The organism is Paenibacillus koleovorans NBRC 103111, assembly GCF_004000845.1.
Taxonomy (GTDB): Bacteria; Bacillota; Bacilli; order Paenibacillales; family NBRC-103111; genus Paenibacillus_AA; species Paenibacillus_AA koleovorans.
In genome coordinates, this window is record NZ_BIMA01000020.1 from 1 (window position 1) to 20,131 (window position 20,131).

18 protein-coding genes and 1 riboswitch are annotated in these 20,131 nt (G+C 56.3%); of the genes, 10 read left to right on the forward strand and 8 right to left on the reverse strand.

Going from position 1 to position 20,131, the window contains the following annotated elements; all coding sequences use genetic code 11:
- Nucleotides 1-193: 193 nt before the first annotated feature.
- Nucleotides 194-1,279 (forward strand): polysaccharide deacetylase family protein, encoded by a 1,086-nt coding sequence (locus tag PKO02S_RS33180; RefSeq protein WP_246066895.1) that lies wholly within the window; start codon nt 194-196, stop codon nt 1,277-1,279.
- 44 nt (nt 1,280-1,323) lie between these two features.
- Here the strand turns inward: PKO02S_RS33180 and PKO02S_RS09135 are convergent, their stop codons facing one another.
- A complete protein-coding gene (locus tag PKO02S_RS09135; protein WP_127581457.1) occupies nt 1,324-2,277 on the reverse strand; it encodes an NAD(P)/FAD-dependent oxidoreductase in 954 nt (317 codons plus the stop codon).
- A 473-nt stretch (nt 2,278-2,750) separates the two neighbouring features.
- Between PKO02S_RS09135 and PKO02S_RS09140 the strand changes: the two genes are divergently transcribed.
- The 3 genes from PKO02S_RS09140 to PKO02S_RS09150 are packed head-to-tail and all read left to right on the forward strand — an operon-like array spanning nt 2,751 to nt 5,959.
- The gene (locus tag PKO02S_RS09140; RefSeq protein WP_127581460.1) at nt 2,751-4,388 is read left to right on the forward strand and encodes a response regulator; all 1,638 of its coding nucleotides are present in this window, start codon (nt 2,751-2,753) and stop codon (nt 4,386-4,388) included.
- Nucleotides 4,389-4,430: 42 nt separating this feature from the next.
- Nucleotides 4,431-4,886 (forward strand): hypothetical protein, encoded by a 456-nt coding sequence (locus tag PKO02S_RS09145; RefSeq protein ID WP_127581463.1) that lies wholly within the window; start codon nt 4,431-4,433, stop codon nt 4,884-4,886.
- A complete protein-coding gene (locus PKO02S_RS09150; RefSeq protein WP_127581465.1) occupies nt 4,883-5,959 on the forward strand; it encodes a phosphodiester glycosidase family protein in 1,077 nt (358 codons plus the stop codon). The genes PKO02S_RS09145 and PKO02S_RS09150 overlap by 4 nt, the downstream gene beginning before the upstream one ends.
- Nucleotides 5,960-6,472: 513 nt before the next feature.
- On the opposite strand, the gene PKO02S_RS09155 is transcribed toward PKO02S_RS09150, so the two are convergent.
- Both PKO02S_RS09155 and trmL read right to left on the reverse strand, forming a co-directional pair.
- Nucleotides 6,473-6,721: an AbrB/MazE/SpoVT family DNA-binding domain-containing protein gene (locus tag PKO02S_RS09155; protein ID WP_127581468.1), complete on the reverse strand. Its 249-nt coding sequence runs from the start codon at nt 6,719-6,721 to the stop codon at nt 6,473-6,475.
- Between the two features lie 143 nt (nt 6,722-6,864).
- On the reverse strand, nt 6,865-7,329 hold the full coding sequence (gene trmL / locus PKO02S_RS09160) for a tRNA (uridine(34)/cytosine(34)/5-carboxymethylaminomethyluridine(34)-2'-O)-methyltransferase TrmL (protein WP_127581472.1): 465 nt from the start codon (nt 7,327-7,329) through the stop codon (nt 6,865-6,867).
- A 227-nt stretch (nt 7,330-7,556) separates the two neighbouring features.
- Here trmL and PKO02S_RS09165 point away from each other — a divergent pair, with 227 nt between their 5' ends.
- Nucleotides 7,557-8,273, forward strand: a complete 717-nt coding sequence (locus PKO02S_RS09165; RefSeq protein WP_127581476.1) for a response regulator — start codon at nt 7,557-7,559, stop codon at nt 8,271-8,273.
- A gap of 174 nt (nt 8,274-8,447) precedes the next feature.
- Nucleotides 8,448-8,631, forward strand: a riboswitch (cyclic di-AMP (ydaO/yuaA leader).
- Nucleotides 8,632-8,638: 7 nt separating this feature from the next.
- Nucleotides 8,639-9,490, forward strand: a complete 852-nt coding sequence (locus PKO02S_RS09170; protein ID WP_246066896.1) for a 3D domain-containing protein — start codon at nt 8,639-8,641, stop codon at nt 9,488-9,490.
- Nucleotides 9,491-9,553: 63 nt separating this feature from the next.
- On the opposite strand, the gene PKO02S_RS09175 is transcribed toward PKO02S_RS09170, so the two are convergent.
- Nucleotides 9,554-10,633, reverse strand: coding sequence for a polysaccharide deacetylase family protein (locus PKO02S_RS09175; RefSeq protein WP_246066897.1), 1,080 nt, complete (start codon nt 10,631-10,633; stop codon nt 9,554-9,556).
- Between the two features lie 108 nt (nt 10,634-10,741).
- Nucleotides 10,742-11,830, reverse strand: a complete 1,089-nt coding sequence (gene serC / locus PKO02S_RS09180) for a 3-phosphoserine/phosphohydroxythreonine transaminase (protein WP_127581479.1) — start codon at nt 11,828-11,830, stop codon at nt 10,742-10,744.
- Nucleotides 11,831-12,133: 303 nt separating this feature from the next.
- Between serC and thpR the strand changes: the two genes are divergently transcribed.
- Nucleotides 12,134-12,835 carry an RNA 2',3'-cyclic phosphodiesterase gene (gene thpR, locus PKO02S_RS09185; protein WP_246066898.1) on the forward strand — a complete coding sequence of 234 codons (702 nt, stop codon included), beginning with the start codon at nt 12,134-12,136 and terminating at the stop codon, nt 12,833-12,835.
- Nucleotides 12,836-13,202: 367 nt separating this feature from the next.
- Here thpR and PKO02S_RS09190 read toward each other — a convergent pair whose 3' ends face one another.
- The 3 genes from PKO02S_RS09190 to PKO02S_RS09200 are packed head-to-tail and all read right to left on the reverse strand — an operon-like array spanning nt 13,203 to nt 16,782.
- The gene (locus PKO02S_RS09190) at nt 13,203-14,672 is read right to left on the reverse strand and encodes a sensor histidine kinase (protein WP_246066899.1); all 1,470 of its coding nucleotides are present in this window, start codon (nt 14,670-14,672) and stop codon (nt 13,203-13,205) included.
- Entirely contained in the window at nt 14,651-15,499 is an 849-nt protein-coding gene (locus tag PKO02S_RS09195; RefSeq protein ID WP_218033916.1) for a response regulator transcription factor, read from the reverse strand. Before PKO02S_RS09195 ends, PKO02S_RS09190 begins: the two co-directional genes overlap by 22 nt.
- Nucleotides 15,496-16,782 (reverse strand): hypothetical protein, encoded by a 1,287-nt coding sequence (locus tag PKO02S_RS09200; RefSeq protein WP_127581482.1) that lies wholly within the window; start codon nt 16,780-16,782, stop codon nt 15,496-15,498. Before PKO02S_RS09200 ends, PKO02S_RS09195 begins: the two co-directional genes overlap by 4 nt.
- A gap of 264 nt (nt 16,783-17,046) precedes the next feature.
- Between PKO02S_RS09200 and PKO02S_RS09205 the strand changes: the two genes are divergently transcribed.
- The 3 genes from PKO02S_RS09205 (at nt 17,047) to PKO02S_RS09215 (ending at nt 20,102) form a co-directional block, all read left to right on the forward strand.
- Nucleotides 17,047-18,111 (forward strand): hypothetical protein, encoded by a 1,065-nt coding sequence (locus tag PKO02S_RS09205; RefSeq protein WP_127581485.1) that lies wholly within the window; start codon nt 17,047-17,049, stop codon nt 18,109-18,111.
- 3 nt (nt 18,112-18,114) lie between these two features.
- Complete coding sequence (locus PKO02S_RS09210; RefSeq protein WP_127581488.1) at nt 18,115-19,539, forward strand: MBOAT family O-acyltransferase; 1,425 nt, start codon at nt 18,115-18,117, stop codon at nt 19,537-19,539.
- 254 nt (nt 19,540-19,793) lie between these two features.
- Nucleotides 19,794-20,102 (forward strand): hypothetical protein, encoded by a 309-nt coding sequence (locus tag PKO02S_RS09215; protein WP_127581491.1) that lies wholly within the window; start codon nt 19,794-19,796, stop codon nt 20,100-20,102.
- Nucleotides 20,103-20,131: the final 29 nt, after the last annotated feature.

Consider the following 20,131-nt stretch of genomic DNA (forward strand, 5'->3'; position numbering starts at 1 on the left):
GAATGTAACCGCCACCGGATGTTGCGCTAATAATCAAGAACTGATTTTGGGGTTGAGCCAAAAAAATCGAACAGGAATGAATCTATTTTCACTCGTATGCGTATAGTATTAGTAGAAAATAGCTAGATAGCTTTTTGCGCAGTAAGCGCTTACTATAGTTCAATAGACCTAATAATGAGACAGCGGGTGGGGCATGAGAAAACAGCAGGTAGTCGGAGTCGTGTTGGCGGTCGCTTTGGCAGCAGCTTTCGTGTTGACGGGGTGTGCCCGTGGAGAGCATCCCGAACCAAGAGGCTCAGCGAGCGAGCAGCCGGGAGGATCGGTCGGATTGCAGCAGACGCCGTTTCCTGCCCAATCGCAACCTTTCCCATCGCAATCTCAATCGCAATCGCCTCCACCAACTCCTCATGCTCAGGAGAAATCCGCCTCTGTGGATCAAGGAGGGACATCCCGCACGATTCCACTGCTAGGCCATTCGCATGGAACAGACGGGGCAGAGGGCTCATCATCAGGATCGGATGCCGTGGTAATCGTGCCGCAAGCGTCCGTATCGCCTTCTTTGCCCATGCAAGTACCAGCCGCCAGTCCGGCCAAACCAGGTACAACCGTAGAAAAGTCATTTCGCATTCCCGTGCTCTATTATCATAGCATCGGGGTTCAGCCGGACAACAATGCCGTTCTGGACCCGAAGAAGCTTGAAGAGCAAATGGCTTATTTGGCTAAGGAAGGGTATACGACGCTCACATTGCAGCAATTTCTCGATATTTGGTTCGGTCGAATGGAGGCGCCTCCGAAGTCCGTTCTGCTGACATTCGACGACGGTTATGCCGACAACTATACGTATGCGATGCCGATTTTGCAGAAATACAAGTTTCATGCAACGATGTTCATGCTGCCCGGTAAGGTCGGAGACGGCTGGTATGTCGATTGGGAGATGGCGCGGGAGATGTTGAAGGCCGGCTGGGACATCCAGTCTCACGGCATGACGCATCCGTACCTCAATCAGTTGAAGCCGGAGCAGCAGCAGGAGGAGATCGATGAAGCGGCGCGGTTGATCAAAGAGCATCTCGGGGTAGAGTCGGAAGTATTCTGCTATCCGTACGGCGTGTTCAATAAAGAGACCCTTCGACTGCTGATGGAGCGCGGTTATAAGGCTGCCTTTACGATTGAGCAGGGCTTTACCGAGAAAACGCAAAACCCGCTTCAGATGAAACGGTTGTTCGTCGGCGGAAAAGATAGCTTGGCCACCTTTATTCAGAAGCTGACTAAAGGCGGGTAGTTTTGACTGACCGGTGGAGTTTGCGGATGGACCGCGCTCCCCGGTCAGTCGTTCGTTACGGCACGTTGCAGCTGTTGCAGCGCCTTGTTCATCCAGATTGCGGCTTGGCTGCCTTCGCCCATCGCGATCGTCACTTGCTCCGAATGGACCGCGACATCACCGGCCGCCCATACATGCGGGACATTCGTCATTTTGGAGCGAGGGTCGGTGGAGATATGGCGGTTTTCCAGCCGTTCGACGCCGAGTCCTTCGCACAGGTCGGAATGGACGCGATTGCCGCCAAAAGCGATAAACCCCCGCTCCGCCTCAATGGTTCGTTGTTCGTTGCCACCCAGCACGACCCCTTCGAAGCAGCCGTCTTCCGACTCCAGCACGCGCTCTATCGGCGCGGCGATATACGGGATCGCCTGCTCCTCCAGCCGCCGCAGCAGCTTCGGCTCCACCTCGCTCCGCTCGTGGTTTACGTACACGATGTCGTCGCTCCAGTGCGAGAGCGTAAGCGCCATCGCAGCACCGACCGACCCGGCTCCCAGCACGATCGTGCGGCGGCCGCGAATCTCGTACCCGTCGCAATCCGGGCACACATAGACGGACTTGCCGAGGCAAGGCTCCAGCCCGGGCAGCTCCGGGAACCGGTCCATAATGCCGGTCGCCAACAACAGCACCCGGCCTTCGTAGACGCTTCCGCTCCTGCCGCCGGTCAACCGAAACCCCGGACGGCCGTCGTACGCATGCCGCTCGGCCTTCACAATCTCGTCGTCGGCGAACCGGACGCCGACCGCCTCCGCCTGCTGCCGGCCGATCCGGCGCAGCTCCATGCCCGAGATGCCGTCCGGCCAGCCGAGCACATTGTGGTAGCTGCGGCACAACGTCGACCGTCCCCGTCCGGCATCGACGACGAGCACGCTGTGGCCGTAGCGCCCCAGCTGCAGCGCCGCCTGCAGCCCCGCAATGCCGCCTCCCACGATGAGTCCGTCCGCTTGCCTCTTTGCTTCCATAGCCGCCGTTGCCTCCGCATTCCTTCATTTGCTGCTACATAGCATTGCCCAAACAGCTCTCTGTTAGCAAAATTCGGTTCGGCTGACAAAAACCCCGGGCCGGCAGCGTCCAACACGCCGCCCGCTCGGGGGCAACCACAACAACTTACTTCTTCTTCAGCTAATCCCAGGTTGTCTGGAACTCTCCCGGGCAGTGGCTCGCAGCAACAAATAGAGCGAACAGACCGTTATTAAACCAGTTAACCCTGCGAACGAGCCGATAGGCGGCCTTAGCCGCAATCAGCGCGATGCCGGCGTTGCCGAGCACCGTAACTATCAGCGAATTTCGTCCCGGAAACCCCGTTCCAATTATCTATACAAACGGGACCAAACCCACCCAATCGCTCGCACCTTTAGGAGGAATATATTGACCTCGGTTTGCTCACAATGACCATAGCGGAAGCACGTATGTCGATAAAGGAGGAACCCTTACTATGAAAGCACTGATTGTCGACAACGAGAAACATGTAAGGGACGCCGTCCGACTGCTCGCGAATTGGCAAAGCCTCGGCATCGATACGGTGCTGGAGGCGGAGGACGGCGTGGAGGCGAAAGCGATTATCGAAGCCGAACGCCCACAGATCGTCATCACCGACATGATGATGCCGATTAGCAGCGGCCTCGATTTACTGGAATGGATCCAGCTGCATGAAATGCCTTGCAAGACGATCATTCTAAGCGGCCACAACGATTTCGAGTTCGTTCGGCACACGATCAAACACGGCGGCCTCGATTATTTGTTGAAGCCGATCGACCCCTTCCAGCTGGAGCATGCGTTACGCAAGGCGGCGGAGAGCTGGCGCCAGGAGGATCGCGCGCGCGCGGACGACCGACTCCGCACGATGGAGATGAATCAGATCAAGCCGGTGTATCGGGACAAGCTATTGTCCACGCTACTGAACAATGCGGCGGAATATTCGGCGCTGCGGGATCAGCTTGTCCAGCATTTCCCCGGGCTCAAGGAAGCGGTCGACAGCCGCATCATGGTGCTGAGCCTGGACACGATGGAGCAGGCGGCGCGCGAGAAATTCGCTTATCGGCTAGACCTATTGTTCTTCACATTGATCAATATTAGCAACGAATTTCTGGACCGGCGCCGCTGCGGAACGGCGTTCCGCTATTGGAACAGCGAATCCGAGGTCATCCTGCTGCTGTGGGGCTATCTCGCGGAGGCCGAGGCGGTGGCGGCGGAGATTAGCCGGGGCATTACGCGGGCGCTGCGAACCCGGTTCGATTTCGGCCTCGGCCTCGTGAAGTCTTTCCCTTCCGGCTTGCAGGACTCTTACAAGGAAGCGCGTACGGCCTTGCGCAACCGCAACTTGCTGGAGATGGGCAGCCGCATTACGGTGTACCGCGAGAACGATCGGCCGAACGCCGAGGCGCTCCATCTGACCGATTTCGAGGAGCATATCCGGATCGCCATCCGCAGCGGCAGAGACGATCAGATCGAAGAGGCCGTCGGCGAATGGATCGAAGCGGTTCGGGGACTGGGTCGGATTACAGTCGCGCAGCTGGAGCTGTGGGGTCATGAGTATAATGTGATCAAAGCCCGCTGGGTGCAGGATTTTTTCAAGGACGAGAAGGTGGAGCTACGTCTCCCGTCCGAGGGGGCGCCTTACATCGTGCCGATGGACGAGCAGGGCCGCATCTCGATCACGCTGTGGCAGCAGGAGCTGACCGAGAGCATGAAACGTCTCGCGAGCCGGGTCCGGCAACGGCAGCAGCAGGAGGGCAACGTTATTTTCGACATCGCCCGCTACCTGGAGCAGCATTACGCCCGAGAGCTGACGCTGCAGCAGCTGGCGGATCAATTTTTTTTGAGCCGCGAGTACATTTCTCGCAAATTCAAGCAGCAGCTCGGAGAGAATATGGTGGATTTTCTGAGTCGCATTCGGGTGGACAAGTCCAAGCTGCTGCTGCTCAATCCTCTGCTCAAGATCGCTGATGTGGCGCAGTCCGTCGGGTATCAGGACGAGAAATATTTCAGCAAGGTGTTCAAAAAACTCGAGGGCGTGTCGCCGAACGAATATCGAAAAACGATGAAATTAGTAGAATCTCTCGACACGAATTGATAAAATGATAGTATCTTTGCAGGAAAAAGGTGGTGAAACTGCATGAATTCGCAACTGGATACCGTCGCCGCTCCCGCCCCCGCACTCGCTCCGTCGCGATCCGGCAAGTCCACTACGACCGCTGTGAAATCGCGCAAGAAATCGTACATATTATTTTTCCTCACATGGCTTCTCTTGATCGCTACGGGCGTGCTCGGCGCGTTCTGGTATACGCAGCAGCTTAAGACGCAGCTGGCGGCGGATCTGTCGCTGCAGACGCAGCAGCAGCTTCAGGAGCTCCAGGCCGACTACCAGAAGCAGCTCGACGCGCTCAAGGCCGGCATGACCTCGGACATGTCCAAGCTGCAGGCGAAGGTCGACTCGTTCAATGAGCTGCTCGCCTTCTCCAAGGACAGCGCGAACAACAAGACCGACAACAGCAATCAGCTCTACACGCAGCTGCAGGAAGTGCGGAAGCAGCTGGACGAGCTTAAGAAAAACCTGGACGTGCTGCGATGAGAATGACCGTCCAGGAAATGAACCGGTTCTTCATGCTGCTGTGCGCCCCGTTCCTCGGCATTATGATCTGGCTCGTCTCGACCCAGTGGAACGACGTGGTGCTGAGCAAGCCGCCCGCCGACCCGCTCGAGCTGTTCACAGTCGGGGAGCAAGCGGCCACTGTACATAGCGGGCTCGACAAGGCGAAGCAGGACGCCGTCTCGATCGGCAGCACGATTGAGAAGGTGTACAAGCAGTACGAGGCGAGCACGAAGGAAATGAGCCTCATGCTCCAGCTGGCGGTGGCACAGGCGACGCGGCCGGAGCAAATTTTCGACAATCGGCTGGCCGCCCAATTCGGCAAACCGACGCGCGTCATCACATCGGGCAACATCGATTTCAAGCTGTACCAGTTCACGGACCCGAACTATCGCGGCTATGCGCTCAAGGTGCAGCTGAAGACCGACAACGCGATGAAGATGGTGCTGGGCAAGGACAAGGTCGGCGGCAGCGAGACGACGCTCGACGCTGTCAAGCGCTACGGCGCGATCGCGGGCATCAATGCCGGCGGCTTCGCGGACGACGGCAAGAGCGGCTTGCGCTATCCGCTCAGCACGACGATGCTGAACGGCAAGTACGTGTACGGCTTCGAGCCGACGTTCGAGAACTTGGCATTCGTCGGCATGAGCACCGACCGCAAGCTGATCGGCGGCCGTTTCTCCTCGCAGGGCGAGCTCGACCGGCTGAAGCCGGCGTTCGGCGCTACGTTCGTGCCGGTGCTGCTCGCAGGCGGGGTCAAGCAGGCGATTCCGCCGCAGTGGGCCAATTCGCCGAAGCGCGCCCCGCGCACGGTGATCGGCAGCTTCGGCAACGATCAGCTGATCGCGATCGTCGCCGAAGGCTTCGACGAGCGCGGCACGTCCGGCGCTACGCTGGCCGAGCTGCAGGATCGGCTCGCGGCTCTTCGCATCCGCGACGCCTACAACCTCGACGGCGGCGGCTCGACCTCGCTCGTCGTCGAGGGCAAGGTCGTCAACCACCCGTCCGACGGCCGGCTGCGGGCTTTGCCGACGCACTTCCTGTTTTTCAAGTGAGCCGCCTGGCTGCAGCTTGGCGAGCGCGCACGTCACGGACCGCTGCAGAATGTTCACAATTGCAACGTTTTCTTTTGAAACGCGGTTGGGTATAATAAGGGTAATCTAAGCAAGCTGCGGAATGCGGAAAGAGGTGCTGAACCATGGAAATTTGGTCGTCTGCAACGTTCTGGCTCGTAATGGTGACTTTCGTGATGTTCTTGGTTGCCATGATGACATCCTCTTATAACGAGGACCGTACGAAAGGGCTGTAACAGCAGCCGTATGTAAGACAAGCCGTCTGAGCGAGATCGCTCGGGCGGTTTTTTATTTTGGCGGGGGACAAAAAAAAAAGACCTCACGCCACCATCTGACAGGATGGACGAGAAGTCTTGAGACGTCTTCGTTATGTAGGAAACCTATTAGGTTTTAGCCATACCAAGTTGCGCGAACCGCCGAGCAGTGTGGGTTAGTTCTTCTCCTGGTGGAGTAAGGCATTGATGTCGTCGACTGGTGCGATGCAACGAATAGACGCTAGGCGCGAATTTGCGACAGCTCTTCCAGACAACCGGAACAGATGTGCTTTTCGCGATATTCGGTAACGGCACTCATCTCACTGCAAAATACGCATTTCGGACGAAAGCGCTCCAGCAAGATTTGATCCCCTGCTACCAAAATTTCTACAGGATCGCCTTCATTCATCTTATAACGTTTCCGCAAAGACTTCGGAAGTACGATTCGCCCCAGTTGATCGACTTTTCGGACAACGCCAGCTGGCCTCATCTCAATTCCCTCCTCCAACGCAAAGGTGACCAACAATTAAGCAAAAAATAGCTCACCTATATCGTTTCGCCACGGGAGCGGAAAATCCTGCTAAAGTCCCACATATTCGTAAACTATTTCACAGCCGCGAGGTTAACAGAACGTCAAGAAAGCCCGGGAAAGCCCGTCTGGCGCAGAGCTTCGAATAAAACGATTGCGGCAGAATTCGACAAATTCAGCGAACGGACAGCGTCCGTCATCGGCATTCGGATGCAGCTCTCGCGGTTGGCGGCGATCAATTCGGGCGGCAGCCCCTTCGTCTCTTTGCCGAAAACAAGCATGTCCCCGTCCTTGTATTCGAACTGCGTGTAGTAGCGCTCCGCCTTGGTCGTCGCGAAGAAAAACCGGCTACTCGTATATTTCTCCTGAAGCTCCCGGAACGAATCATAATAAAACACTTGCACCGCGTGCCAATAGTCGAGACCCGCCCGTTTGAGCGTCCGGTCGTCGGTATTGAAGCCCAGCGGCCGCACCAAGTGCAGGCATGTTCCCGTAGCGGCGCATGTTCGCGCTATATTCCCCGTGTTGGCCGGTATCTCCGGTTCCACCAGTACGATATGAAAAGCCACTCTCCTTCACCTCGCTCTACATTATACACGATTCGCCTTCTCCGCTCTAATTTTAACACCGCGTTTACGAACGCTTCATATTGGGATGACGCTGCTCTGTCATAATAGGGCAATACGCTCGAGAAATTGGTCTTGCCGCTGCTGTTGCCTTCGCTGCTGCTGCGTTTGCCGCCGAACCGCTCTCGATTCCGCGTACCGCCATCCTACTGAAGAAGGAGCCGAGGTTGATGAACAAAAAAATACTTGTCGTGGATGACGAGCCTTCCATTTCGATGCTGATCGAATTTAACTTGAAGCTGGCCGGCTATGAGGTACAATGCGTGTACGACGGAGAGGCTGTGTTCGACGTGCTGCCGCGCTTTCGCCCCGACTTGATCGTATTGGACTTGATGCTGCCCAAGCTGGATGGCATTCAGGTGTGCCGCCGGCTGAGAAGCCAGGACAACATGGTGCCGATCATCATGCTGACCGCATTGCAAGATTTGTCGGATAAAATCCAAGGGCTAGACAACGGAGCCGACGATTACATGACGAAGCCGTTCAGCCCGCAGGAGCTGCTGTCTCGCATTCAAGCGATTTTGCGCCGACTGGGCGCGCTGCCTTCCGCTTCGCCTGGCGAAGTCGTGCGAATCGGCGCAATCGAGATTCGTCCGGATCAGCGGGAAGTGTCGCTGCACGGCGAGACGATCGAGCTGACGCCGAAGGAGTTCGAGCTGCTCTCGTTCCTCTGCAAGCATAGAGGCAAAGTGCTGAGCCGCCAGCAGCTGCTGCACGGCGTCTGGGACTATCATTTCCTGGGCGACACGCGCATCGTCGACGTCCACATCAGCCATCTGCGCGACAAGATCGAGAAGAACGCTCGCGAGCCCGAATATATTCGCACAATCCGCAATGTCGGCTATAAGCTGCTGGAGCCGAGCACGATGCAATCGTCACTTGCCTAATTTTAGCATAGTAATTTGTGGAAATTAGGACCTGCTGCTAAAACCGCTCAAACAGGCTTCATTCCTGGAGAATGGAGTCTATTTGAGCTTTTTATCCAATTTTCTGGATACGCTTTATTGAGCATTATGCAAATTTTAGGGGTTTATCTCCGCCGTTGGATATGTTAGCCTCTTCTGTAGGCATGGCCGAAACTGTTCAGAGCAATTGGCCGGACAGTGCGGGGGACGTACTTATTACGGACAAGCATGATTTGCAGGTCCGTTAGGGGTGAAGCGAAGCGCGCGAGCGCCTTTGTAGGGTTGTATCCTCAGCCCGAACCCGACAACTAACCTCGTAGGCATCTTTACAAAAGGAGCGATGTACCTTGAAGTTCAAGTTTTATCGCAAGACTTTGGCAACGGTAGCCTTAGGAGCGTTATGCATCGGCGGCACGACGGTTTTCGCCGAGGGCATCATCAAGCTTGGCGTTGACGAGGTTCAGCAAGAAAAAGTTTATGTTCAAACGATCAAAGCGGCTGAATTAGCAAACGCTACGCCCATCCAATTCGACTTGCAAGCCGGGTGGGACTTGCAGCGCCCTTTGGCGGCGGTAGCTATCACGGCCGCGCTTGAACCGGCTGCACCGGAAGCGGCGGCTATGTTGATGGCCGCAGCTGACACTACTGCGGCAGCTGCGGAGTCTGTACAGGTTGCCTCAACCCCTGTACCTGTACCGGCGCCGTCCATGGCTCCAGCAGCGAAGGCGAAGGCGGCACCGACCCCGACGCCTGTCAAAGCGAAATCGACGGCCGTAGCCAAAGCATCGACAGCACCGGCGGCGACGACGATGGCGGCGACTGCAGCGCCGACGGGAAGCACCATTGCCGATCATACGGGCACAGCCCACGCCTATAGCAAAGTGATCAACGCCACGGCTTCCGCATACTCCGCATCGCCTGAAGAAAACGGCGGCTACGGGGCGGTAGACTACTACGGCAACGCCCTCAAGCTAGGTACGATCGCCGTCGATCCGAAGATCATTCCGCTCGGCACGACCGTGCTGGTCCAAGGCTACAGCTTCGACGGCTTGCCGCAGACGCTTGTGGCTAAGGCAACTGACGTAGGCGGCTCCGTCAAGGGCAACCGGATCGATATTTTCATTCCGGGCACCCGCTCTTATGTCAGCAAGTTCGGAATCCAGAACGTTCAGATTTATGTGCTCAACCCCACAAAGTGAAGCTTGACTCCGAAGCAGCGTATCCTTGAACTTTGCGGGGACCCCGAATCCTTTCATCTTTTGTCATAGCTGACCGGCGACGTTCAGCAGCTGAGGGACGGTTACGAATTCGTAGCCGTCCTTTTTCAATTGCTGAATGACGGCTCGGAGCGCGGCGACGGTGCCGGACAAGTCCTGCTTCTCGCCGCCTGCAGAGTGCTGCAGAACGATTGAGCCGGCCCGCGTATGATTCAGGATCATCGCTGTGATCTTGTCGGCAGCGGGGCTTTTCCAGTCCTCTGAGTCGACGTTCCAATTCACGATGAGGTATTGCTGGCTTTTCGTCCAGATTAACTGGTCCTCCGATATTTCCCCATACGGGGGCCGGATCAGTCTAGGCATGTACCCGATCTGGCTCTTCAGAATGGTAGAGGTTCTGTCGATCTGATGCTGGTACTCAGACAGGCTCAGCTTGGTAAACAACGGATGGTTGTAGGAATGATTGCCGATAGCATGCCCCTCGCCCGCAATGCGCTTCACGACGGAGGGATTGGCTTCCGCACGGACCCCGGTCAGGAAGAAGGTCGCTTTCACATGGTTAGCTTTCAATACATCGAGCACTTGAGGCGTGTAAGTCATATCCGGACCGTCGTCGAACGTAAGGGCGACTTGTTTTTTGTGCGAAATCGGCGATTGTGCCGGACCGTTGACCTTGAAAATATCCGCATACTTCGCTCTGAGCTGGGCGAGCGTAAGCTTGCGTGCCGCTTCCTGCTGCTGGCGCTGGACGGGGATCGCCGGCTTTTTCTTTTTGTCCTTGGAGGCGGCGGTCGGCTGCGTGGAGCCATTGGACTTCGGGGCGGCCGGCGGCAGGGAAAGCGCAGGAATCGGCGGTAGGGACGGCGTCGGCACCGGTGCGCTCAATTCCGGCAGCTCCAGCTGAATCATCGGATGCGACGAATGGGCAGTCGGTTCGACCTGCGGATCGGTCATCGTGATTGGCGGGGCAGGCATCAGGTCGTTGCTGAGATCTAGGGCACGATGCGGGTTGCCGCAGCCTGACAATGAGAATGACAATGACAATGCCAGTGCAGCAAGAAGCCATCTCCCTCCAAGCAGCTTGGTCCGCTTCCCGTATTGAGCCCAGCCATAACGCATGCGCATTCGTAGCACCCCCATTTTCCCCTAGTATGTCTCCAACGGGCAAAAGAAAAACGCCCGCTCGATCGAGAGGCGCTTGGCAAACGATGCCTGTTTGAACTCGGGATTCGATTACCCGTTTTGTTGCTGAAACTGCTTCATGAAATCAGCCAGAGCCTTGCAGCTTTCATAAGGAACGGCATTGTAGGTAGATGCGCGCAGATGACCTACATCGCGGTGGCCTTTGAGACCGACGAAGCCGTGTTTCTCGGATTCCTTGATGAATTTGGCTTCCAGCTCGTCGCTCTCGAGGGCGAAGGTGATGTTCATCAGCGAGCGGCTGCTCGGATCGACCAACCCTTTGTAGAAGCCGCCGCTTTGATCGATGGCGTTATAGATCAAGTCCGTCTTGCTGCGGTTCAGCTGTTCCATTTGCGTCAGGCCGCCGTTTCTCTTGATCCACTGGAGCACCAGATTGACCATATAAACGGAATAGACCGGCGGCGTATTGTACAGCGACTTCGTCTTGGCATGCGTGTCATAGCGCAGCATCGTCGGCAGATGCTTCGGGCTGTTCTGAAGCAGCTCCTCCCGCAGGATGACGACCGTTACGCCCGACGGGCCCAGGTTCTTCTGCGCACCGGCATAGATCATGGCGAACTGCGAGACGTCGACCGGACGGCACATGATGTCGCTCGATAAGTCCCCGATCAGCGGAGTGGAGCCGGTGTCCGGGTATTGCAAGAATTGAGAGCCGGCGATCGTTTCGTTGGAGGTAAGATGGATGTAAGCCGTTTGCTCTTGAACGGTTAGCTCCTGCTGGCCCGGCATGCGGGTGAACCCGTTCGCCTCGCCGCTCGCGGCTGCGTAGACGTTGCCGATCAGCTTGGCTTCCTTGTACGCCTTGTCCGCCCAGCTGCCCGTCAGGATGTAGCCTGCCGATTGTCCGGCTTGCAGCAGGTTCATCGGGATCATCGCGAACTGTGTGCTCGCGCCGCCTTGCAGGAACAGCACCTCATAGCCGGCCGGAATGCCCAGCAGCTCTTTCATGAGCGCTTGCGTGTCGTTGTTCACTTGCTCGTATTGTTTGCTGCGATGGGAAATTTCCATAATGGACATGCCGATCCCCTGGAAATCGACGAATTGCTCCTGGGCTTGCTGCAGCACCTCGAGCGGCAGTGCCGCCGGTCCGGCGTTGAAATTGTAGGCGCGTTGAGTCATCGTTGAGGCTTCCTTTCTTCCGCAGAAATGTAATATCGCTATGATAGCAGTATTCGATAGTGCGTTCAATAAGCTTGGCGCGATTTGTCTGAAAAATGTCTAAAAATACTTACGGATTCGGATTTGTAAACGGTTACGGCTCCGGAGTCGATAAAACGGCATGAAATGTGGGAGCTGGATGGTGGTTTAGGGTATGCTAGGGTACATAACTTTTATGAAATGCTCATTTCGCTCCCAACCCCTATTTAGCGAAAATGAGCCAGGCTCTCCTTATTCGCAGAAAATGGAGCTCCATGTGAGGTTTTGAGGGCAAGTAAGTGGGTTGGCACGATTGGTGCTGGGTGGCTGGTTTGTGCGATGGCGGGGTATAGCTTTATTTTTGTTTTATTAAGGAGCGGCGATCCAGTGATCCAGTTGGATTCAAAACTACGCGTCTTCATCGCTATTCCGCTGCCGGCAGCGGTTCAGACGGCTATGGCGCGGGACATGGCGCTGCTGCGGGAGCAGCTTTCGTTTCAGAAGTGGGTGCATCCGGAGGATTTGCATCTGACGCTCAAGTTCATCGGGGACATCGCGCCATCCGCGCTCCGCGCGCTCGAGGCCGGGCTGGAGCGGGTGGCGGCCCGCTCCGTGCCATTCCCGCTCCGGCTGGACGGAGCGGGCACTTTCGGCCCGCCGCGCGCGCCGAGAGTGCTTTGGGCCGGCCTTGCCGGCGGTCTGCAAGCTCTGCATCGGCTGCAAGCCGATGTAGAGCGGCAGGCCGCCGAGGCCGGCTACGCGCCGGAGGCGCGCGCGTTCGCGCCGCACGTGACGCTGGCCCGGCGCTTCGCCGGATGCGATAGCGTCGGGCCGGGCGTCACAGGTGTCACGGGTGTCGGTGCGGGCAAGGCGTGGTCCGCCGACGCCGACTGGCTCGTGGACCGTATCGTGCTGTACCGCACCCATATGGGGCGGTCGCCCATGTACGAGCGCATCGGCGAGTACGCCTTCCACGCCGAGGGCTGACCAAACACACAAGCAGAAATTGCCGCTGTTGCGAACGATAGCCAGCTACTGCTTGTTTGCCATGCGCCTCTAATAAGCTGAACCGCACAACCTGCCATTCCCGAGCCGAATTCGTGCAAATGGACCAACTCCCGCACAAACTGCCCCTCCCGAGCCGAAGTGCAAAAACTTGACTAACTTTTGCCTAATCTGCCGCTCCCAAGGCGAATAAGTGCATTTTCGCGCTTACAGCAGGCATGCGAGCCGTTCCGTGAGCTGTAAGCGCGATTTTGTGCTTACAGCTGAAATACGAGCCATTCCGTTAGCTATAAGCGCGATTTTGACTAATTCCCTCTCAACCTGCCGCTCCTCACACCGCGCATACCCCCTACTCCACAGCCCCAGCCCCCGCCGACTCCACAACCGGAGGCACGTACAACGGTAGCGCCAGCGTCACGGTCGTACCTTGCCCGGGCTCGCTCGCGAACTCGAGCCGCCCGCCGTGCAGGCTCACGATCTCGCGGCAAATCGAGAGCCCGAGCCCGGTCCCTTCCGCGAGCGGGTTCACCTGGTAAAACTTCGCCTCGATCCGCGGCAGCTGCTCGGGATCGATGCCGATACCGTTGTCGGCCACGCTCACCACGGCCTCCAAACCTGCCCGCTCGATCGCCAGCGTGATCGTGCCGGACACCCGGCTGAACTTGATCGCATTGTCGACCAAGTTCAGGAGCACCTGCTTCAGCCGGTTCGGATCACCGGCGACCGCCACCCCTCGCAGCTCGTCGCCCAGCCCCGCCGGAGGCAACACGAGCAGCTTCTTCTTGTCCGCCTTCGACCGCAGCTGCAGCACGACTTCCTCAAGCACCGCTACGATCGGCACGCTGCGCATATCGAGCGCGATCCGCTTCTGATCGAGCCGCGAGAAGTCGAGCAGCTCCTCGACGAGCCCGATCAGCCGGTCCGTTTCCCGGGAAATAATGCCAAGCCCCTGCCGCGTCTCCTGCTCATCCTGCATATCGCCGGTCACAATCGTCTCGCTCCAGCCCTTGATGCTGCTAAGCGGCGTCCGAATCTCATGTGAGATTGAGGAGATGAAGTCACTCTTCAGCCCTTCACTGCGGACAATCTCCGACGCCATAAAGTTCAACGTCTTCGCCAGCTCTCCGATCTCATTGCGCTCCGACTCGTCCACCCGCACATCGAACCGTCCCCGTGCCATCTCCGCCGAAGCCGCCGTAATGCGTTTGATCGGCTTCACCAAAGATCCGGCGAACGACAAACTCACCAAGAACACCACAACCAGCACGATCAATCCCATGCCGATCGACAGCAGCAGCAGCCGCAGCAGTACCCGGTCCACTTCCGCAAGCGACGTGACATACCGCAAAACCGCCAGCGTCTGGCCATTGTAGGCGATCGGCGTGGACACCGCCATCACCTTCTCGCCCGTAACCGGATGATGGCCGATCCAGGTGCCGGATTCCCCGTTCACCGCATGCCGGACATCCGACGTCTTCCGCACTTCGCTGCCGGGCACGAAGCCGCTCGACGTCATCAACACGTTCCCTTCCTTGTCGATGATCTCCAGCTCCGCCGATTCGTGCGCGAACTTCACGATCATGTCGTTCAAATTTTGTTTGAACGTTGTATAGAACAAGCTAGTGTACTTGCTGTAGAAAGACAGCGATACCGAAGCGTGCTTCTCCAGCACCGTCTCCACACTGCTGTAATAGTACTGGCGTACGGCCAGCACGAGCAGCGTCTCGACCAGGAGCAAGGTGAGCAGCACGACGACGATGAACCGGGAGACGACTTGACGCTTCAGCCCCCCGCCCTTCATACCGGCTGTTCCTTCCACATGTAGCCGAAGCCCCAGATCGCCTCGACAAAGAGAGGATGCGACGGATCGTCCTCGACCTTCTGGCGGACGCGGCGAATATTGACGTCGACGATCTTCGGATCGCCCACATAGTTCACGCCCCATACTTCATCCAACAGCTGATCGCGGCTGATCGGAACGTTGCGTTTGCCAATCAGATACCGGATCAGCGAAAATTCGGTCGGCGTCAGCTCGATCCGCACGCCTTGCTTGAACAGCTGATTCGTATGCGGGTGAAGTTCGAACGGACCGCACAATACTTTCTCGTCCTGCCCAAAGCCTCCGGCTCCGACCGCCTGCTTGAGCAGCCGCACGCGGCGAAGCAGCGACTGTACCCGCGCCATCAGCTCGGCCGGGCTGAACGGCTTGGCGATATGATCGTCCGCACCCAAGGACAGCCCCATCACCTTGTCCTGCTCCTGCACCCGGGCCGTCAGGAATATGATGCCGATCGTTTCATTAACCGCCCGCAGGCGCCGACACACCTCGAAGCCGTCGATTCCCGGCACCATCACATCGAGCAGCGCAATGTCGATCGAAGCATCCCGCTCCAGCGCACTCCACGCGTCGTCTCCATTTTCCGCCTCGATCACTTCGTACCCGTTCCGCTTCAAATTAATGACCACAAAGCTGCGGATCGATTCCTCATCCTCGAGGAGGAACACTTTGCCAGCACGTTCCGCATTCCCTGCTCCTGCAGATGTTCCTGCAACTGCTCCTGCAGCAGTTCCTGAAGCTGCTCCTGTAGCTGCTCCTGTAGCCACCCCTGCAGCTGGTCCCGTCGTTCCACCCCCAACCGAACTCATGGCTTCCCCTCCTCTGCCAGCTCCGGCGATTCCGTTACAAGATGAAACGCATTTCGCGCCATATCATACGAATCCGTGTTCACCGCATAGACCGTCGTCGATGTGCGTACAAGCGGCGTCCACCCTGGCTCGGCCCCTTCCTTCCATTTGTCGATCGGCACATATCGAATTTCTGCAAGCGTCTTCCGGTCATGTACGGCAACGAAACGGATCGACTGCGCTTGAGGCTCGAACGTATACGTCCCTTTCCATTCCTTCGGCACATCGAAGTAAAAGCCCTGCGCATTGGAAATGTACCGTTCCATCACATAGGTGAGTCCCGTGCCCCCGTCCCAATTCATATACGCGTAAATCCACTGCATCTCCACCATCGCTTTGCCTTCCCAGCCGGGAGGAGTAAGCATGAGCGGAATATCGATCACCCCGTCTTCATTCACATCCGAGCTGACCGCCGAATAAGCGCGAAAGGTCGGATTGCTCGCATCCGGGAAAACCGCCTTAAGATTTCCTTTTTCCCAGATTATCAGCTGCGTATAGGAGGAATGAGCGCCGACCCCTCCGTCCAACACGATCGATTTTCGCCCTGGCATCGCCTGTCCCACCATTACGGTGTAATAAGCGTTGACGAACGGATCCATTTCGGTGCTTCCTTTTTTGGCAAAAGCTTCTTGCTCGTACTGGTACAGGACGGCGGAGCCTCCGATCTGATTTCGCTCGCGCGATCGGGTGAAAATCGTGAGATCCTGTTGCCCGTCTTCATTCATGTCGTCGATCACGAGCTCGTTATAAGGAGTCTGGAACAGCCGCTTCAGCTCTCCGCCTTCAAACGCATAAATAGACAGCCCATTCTGGCTGCCTGCCACATATCCGACGACAAGGGCAGGCTTGCCGCCCGGCAGCAGGTCGACCAGTCGAAGCATGTCGAGGTCGTAGCCTTCCCCCTGAATCGTCGTCATTTTTTCCCAGCCCGCATCGCTTCGGCTCCATATTTCACCCGCAATCTGGTCGTTGCTCTCCTTCAGCTTATAGAACACAACCGCCTCGTCGCGTCCGTCTCCATTCATATCCCGAATCGGCAGCATACTCGCCTGTGTGGATTTCCGTGGTCGCAAGATCGCCGCATCCGAGGGCAGATTAGCTAGAACCCGCTCCATCAGCTCCGCCTCCTGAGCCGGCAGCTTGGGCAAGCGCATATAAGTCTGCGGCGGCTGCATAAGACCGCAACCGGACAGCAGCAAGCCGCATACGAGCAACAACGCGGCAACGCTTAGTGGTCCCTTCATTTTCCACTTCCCCCCAGCAAGTTCTTTTGGCATATTCCCAAATACCCATATATGTATTATAGTAGCTGGTGCGCCTTCAAAATAGGTAACAATCCAGTAACAATAATTGTAACCACTATTCTTTATGCACGGGGCACGCGCGAGGATGTTCAAGAAACATTTTGGAAAAACGTGTCGTATTCCGCGAAATCTATTATAATGACTAGAGATGTCGCAAAGACTAGTGTAGAGATGACATAGATCGGAATGGGTGAACCTGCTGTAATGAAATCCGTTAAATACGTGGTCTTGTTCTTGCTGATCATACAATTTCTGCTGCCTTCCGGCTTAAGATTATCCAATGTTTATCACAATCGACTCGACTATGACAAAGTGAAAAGCAATCTGCACGATATTGGCGCCGTTATGGAGCAAATTCAAAAAGAAGTGAAGCGTAAGGACTTGAAGGATTATATCGTCATCTTGGGCGATTCGATCCTGTTCGGCAGTCCCGGCAATTCCAACCAGGTAATCAACGCCTACATGGAACAGGAGCAGGGTGCACCGGCGATATTCAACTTGTCGCTGCCGGCCAATCAGCCCGGGGATATTTACACGATGATGCTCATGATGGACCGCTACGGCCTGTCTTCGGACAACCTGATCCTTAACATTCGGTATGCTTCCTTCATCGAACGCGATCCGTACCCGTCCGCCGTGTTCTGGCTGCAGGACGAGCTTCGCAAGTACGACAGGGAAGCGTACGACCGCGTGCTGCCCCAGCTGAAGTCCGCCGGCTACAAGCCGCCGAGCTCGCTCTACGACCGGTACAAGCATATGCTGCATGAGCAAATTATGCCTAGCCTTGAGCTGTTCCGCTACCAGGACTTCATTAAGAAAGGCATCAACTACAACTACAAGCACCTCGTGAACGAGCCGATTCCGGATGATGCGCTTGGCGATACTCGTCCCTGGAAGGAAAAAGATTTCGCGGACTTCATGACCGACGAGAGCTTGATCAACAGCTTCTCGGACAAAGCTTTCGTCATGACGGAAGAGAGCCCGGACATTTATTTCCTGAACAAAATGATCGCCCATCAGAAAGGCAAACGCACCTTGTTCCTGCTGAGCGGCACGAATCACGAGATGATGAGCGAATACGTCACGAAGCCCGGCTACAAAATGAATCTGGAGCTGATTGACCGTTATATGGCGAACCAGCCTGTCGGTTATGTCAATCTGGAGGGCCGTATGTCGAACGATCTGTTCACCGACCATACGCATTTTATCCCGGCAGGATACGAGGAGCTCGCGGACGTGATCTGGACTGAATGGAATAGGAGACCATAATTCATGCTGTTTCATACCCCTGAATTTATCGGGCTGCTGATCGTTACCCTGATTCTGTTTTATTGGAAGCCGCAGTCGCGCATCTACTTGCTCACCTTCGCGAACATGCTGTTCTATGGTGTGGCTGGAATCGGGAATCTGATCATCTTCATAACGGTAACCATACTCTGCTACATCTGCTCCAAAAACATGCGCGGCCGCTTCGCCCGCCTGTCGTTATGGACCGGAGTAGGGCTCGTCGTCGTTAACCTGATCTTCTTCAAATACATCGTGTTCCTGATGCGGACGATCGAAGATTTGATCCCCATTCAGCTGATCGGAGAAGATTCGTTCTTCTTGTCCATCGTGCTGCCGATCGGCATTTCGTTCTATACGTTCCAGGTCATCGCCTACATGGTGGATGTGTACAATCGCAAAGCCGAACCGGCTACGACACTGCTTAATTTCTGGGTGTTCATTTCGTTTTTCGCCCATTTGGTCGCCGGTCCGATCATGCGCTCGAACGAATTTATGCCGCAGATCGAGAAAATCAAGGATATCCGCTTCGACTCTTACAAGTTCAAGATGGGGGTCGGCTGGTTCACAATCGGGCTGATGAAAAAAATATGGCTCGCCGACTATCTTAGCCCGTACGTCAACGAGTTTTTCGCTCGAGGCAGCTCGTTGACCGGTGCCGAAGCCTGGATGGCCTCCTACATGTTCGCCTTCCAGATCTTCTTCGACTTCGCCGCTTACAGCGAGATGGCCGTCGGTCTCGGCTACATGTTCGGCATTACGCTGGCCGTCAACTTCATCACCCCTTACTTGAGCACGAACGCTACGGAGTTTTGGCGCCGCTGGCACATTACATTGTCGACTTGGATTCGCCACTATATCTACATCCCGCTCGGCGGCTCCCGCAAAGGACCGGTTCGCCAATACACGAACTTGTTCATCGCGATGACGATTTCCGGCATATGGCACGGCGCCGCCTGGACATACGTGCTGTGGGGCATGTACCACGGGCTGCTGCTCATCGTGCACAAGCTGTACACGATGCTCAAGGAGAAGCTGGGCCTGCAAGCAATCGACAACAGCAAGGTGTATCACATTATTACGATTTTCGTGTTTTTCCACTTGACGTGCATCGGCTGGGTGCTGTTCCGGGTGCAAGGGCTCCGCAATGCGGCCCACATGCTGCGCAAAATGTTCTCGCCGGAAGTGCTGCAATTTAACGGCGTGCTGTTCCCTTACTTCTACATCGTGCTCTTCCTGTTCGCGCTTCATATCGGCGAGTACTTCTTGTTCAAGAACGCCTCGAGCTTGTACCGCGGCTGGCATACCCGCTTTCCTGCACCCGTACGCGCCGTGCTGTACACCGTGATCGTCGTCTTCCTGATGATCTACTTGAAGGGCGATCAGAACACGTTCATCTACTTCCAATTCTAACCGGCCGGCTAACTGGCAGACGCCAAAACGTCCCCTCCACCATCAGGTGAAGGGGACGTTTTGTATTAGTATGCAGATGTGGATGGAAGCATATGTATATATCAAGCTACCGATCCCGTTGGTCTGCAAGTTCATTATTCGGTCAAAATTCCGTTCCGGTTTGGACATAATTGCGGCGGTCGCTCAGCCGATCTAGGGGCTATACTGAGAGTAACAAAGCGAATTACTAGTTCAAGTCATGGGAGGCATGCGAAATGGAAACCATCACCGCTCGGGAAACGGAAGGTTTGACATTGTCCGTTCAAACTGCTGCGTTCGATCCTTTCTATAGCTCGATCAATCACAAGGACGGCCTGCCTTCCTGGCTGCAGCTGCAGCAGGAGATTCGCGCGGAGCTCACCCGCTTGATGGCTCTGACCGCCGACCGCTCTTTCTTGAAGCTGAACCAGCTTATCGCCGCCTACAATGATTGCGTACCGAATGTGCATTTGCGTCGGCCGCTGATCGTCTTCGATACGTTATCCAGCCAGGCATTAGAATTGATCTACGAGGATTGGCAATAAAAGAACGGCAGCTTGTGACGAGAGTCGAT

What these genes read in the sequence shown, in the direction of transcription:
- PKO02S_RS33180 (WP_246066895.1), top strand. Translation starts at nt 194, where the DNA reads ATGAGAAAACAGCAGGTAGTCGGAGTCGTGTTGGCGGTCGCTTTGGCA.
- PKO02S_RS09135 (WP_127581457.1), bottom strand. Translation starts at nt 2,277, where the DNA reads ATGGAAGCAAAGAGGCAAGCGGACGGACTCATCGTGGGAGGCGGCATT.
- PKO02S_RS09140 (WP_127581460.1), top strand. Translation starts at nt 2,751, where the DNA reads ATGAAAGCACTGATTGTCGACAACGAGAAACATGTAAGGGACGCCGTC.
- PKO02S_RS09145 (WP_127581463.1), top strand. Translation starts at nt 4,431, where the DNA reads ATGAATTCGCAACTGGATACCGTCGCCGCTCCCGCCCCCGCACTCGCT.
- PKO02S_RS09150 (WP_127581465.1), top strand. Translation starts at nt 4,883, where the DNA reads ATGAGAATGACCGTCCAGGAAATGAACCGGTTCTTCATGCTGCTGTGC.
- PKO02S_RS09155 (WP_127581468.1), bottom strand. Translation starts at nt 6,721, where the DNA reads ATGAGGCCAGCTGGCGTTGTCCGAAAAGTCGATCAACTGGGGCGAATC.
- PKO02S_RS09165 (WP_127581476.1), top strand. Translation starts at nt 7,557, where the DNA reads ATGAACAAAAAAATACTTGTCGTGGATGACGAGCCTTCCATTTCGATG.
- PKO02S_RS09175 (WP_246066897.1), bottom strand. Translation starts at nt 10,633, where the DNA reads ATGCGCATGCGTTATGGCTGGGCTCAATACGGGAAGCGGACCAAGCTG.
- serC (WP_127581479.1), bottom strand. Translation starts at nt 11,830, where the DNA reads ATGACTCAACGCGCCTACAATTTCAACGCCGGACCGGCGGCACTGCCG.
- PKO02S_RS09195 (WP_218033916.1), bottom strand. Translation starts at nt 15,499, where the DNA reads ATGAGTTCGGTTGGGGGTGGAACGACGGGACCAGCTGCAGGGGTGGCT.
- PKO02S_RS09200 (WP_127581482.1), bottom strand. Translation starts at nt 16,782, where the DNA reads ATGAAGGGACCACTAAGCGTTGCCGCGTTGTTGCTCGTATGCGGCTTG.
- PKO02S_RS09205 (WP_127581485.1), top strand. Translation starts at nt 17,047, where the DNA reads ATGAAATCCGTTAAATACGTGGTCTTGTTCTTGCTGATCATACAATTT.
- PKO02S_RS09210 (WP_127581488.1), top strand. Translation starts at nt 18,115, where the DNA reads ATGCTGTTTCATACCCCTGAATTTATCGGGCTGCTGATCGTTACCCTG.
- PKO02S_RS09215 (WP_127581491.1), top strand. Translation starts at nt 19,794, where the DNA reads ATGGAAACCATCACCGCTCGGGAAACGGAAGGTTTGACATTGTCCGTT.